We start from the raw sequence: 1,394 nt of genomic DNA, 5'->3' as shown, positions 1-1,394 counted from the left end.
TTCACGCCGGCTGGCGGGGCGCTCAGCGAGGCCATGGCGGGCGAGGCCTACAGCCAGCAGATTTCGGCAAGCGGCGGCACCGGTACGAAGATCTACAGCCTTGCCTCCGGCAGCCTGCCGAACGGCCTGGTGCTCAATATCTCGACCGGCCAGCTGACCGGCCCGCTCGCAGCCGGAACCGAAGGCGACTACAGCTTCGCCATCCAGGTCCGTGACGGCAATGGCGCGACCGCAAGCGCGTCCTATACGCTGAAGGTCAAGGCCCGTGCCATCACCGTCGCAGACAAGGTCATCGACGTGCCGGCCGGCTCGACGCCCGCCGACGTCTATCTCAATGGCGGGGCGACCGGCGGTCCGTTCACCTCGGCCGACCTGGCGTTCGTCGAACCGGCCAATGCCGGCACCGCGACGATCATCCAGGGCCAGCTCGCCGCAGCCGGCCCGGTGGCGACGCCGGTCGGATGGTATCTGCATTATACGCCGAACCCGGCCTATTCCGGCCAGGTGCGCATCGGCTACAAGCTCGTCAGCGCGTTCGGGGCCTCCAATACCGGCACCGTCACCTATAATATCCGCTATGACGCCGGCAAGGTTGCCGAGGATATCGACAATCTCGTGCATGGCTTCGTGCAGTCCCGGCAGAACATGATCGCCAACACGATCGAGGTGCCAGGCCTGCTGCAGCGCCGTCAGATGCAGAAGGCGACGGATCCGGTCACCGGCCGCATGACGCCGTCGGAAGAAGGCATGACGCTCGGCTTCTCCACCAGCCTGTCGCAGATCCGGGCGGCCGGCGGCGATGCGGATGCGGCGTCCGCCCCCTTCAACGTCTGGATCGGCGGCGCTTTCCTCGCCCATAACGACAAGAGCGGAAACGACAGCACCGGCAAGTGGGGCAGTTTCGCCATGATCAACATGGGGGCGGATTATCTGATCTCCGACCATGCGCTGATCGGGCTTTCCTTCCACTATGACCGTATGACGGATCCGACCGATGAGGATGCCAAGCTCACCGGCAACGGCTGGCTTGCCGGACCCTATGCCTCGCTGGAACTCGGCCGTGGCGTGTTCTGGAACGGCAGCCTGCGCTATGGCGGCTCGAGCAACACCATCGACACGCAGTTCTGGGACGGCAGCTTCAGGACGACGCGCTGGATGGCCGATACCTCGATCGAGGGGCAGTGGAACCTCGACGAAGACACGACGGTCTCGCCGAAGCTGCGGGCGATCTACTTCTCCGAAACGGTCGACGACTACACGGTCAAGAACGGTGCCGGCGACGCCCTCACCATCGACGGCTTCGACGAGGAGCAGTTCCGCGTCAGCCTCGGCGCGGAGATCGCCAGGTCGTTCACGCTCGAAAGCGGTGCAAAGCTGACGCCGAAGCTCGGGGT

At 65.2% G+C, this 1,394-nt stretch carries 1 protein-coding gene; it reads left to right on the top strand.

Annotated features, from left to right (window positions below; genetic code table 11):
- The coding region (locus GR212_RS36525) for an autotransporter domain-containing protein (protein ID WP_163995005.1) at positions 1–1,394 on the top strand (1,394 nt) is incomplete at both ends.

It is taken from the genome of Martinezella lusitana, from assembly GCF_010668395.1.
GTDB lineage: Bacteria > Pseudomonadota > Alphaproteobacteria > Rhizobiales > Rhizobiaceae > Rhizobium > Rhizobium lusitanum_A.
Note: the sequence above shows the minus strand (reverse complement) of the source record. Positions and strands in the feature narration are given on the sequence as shown.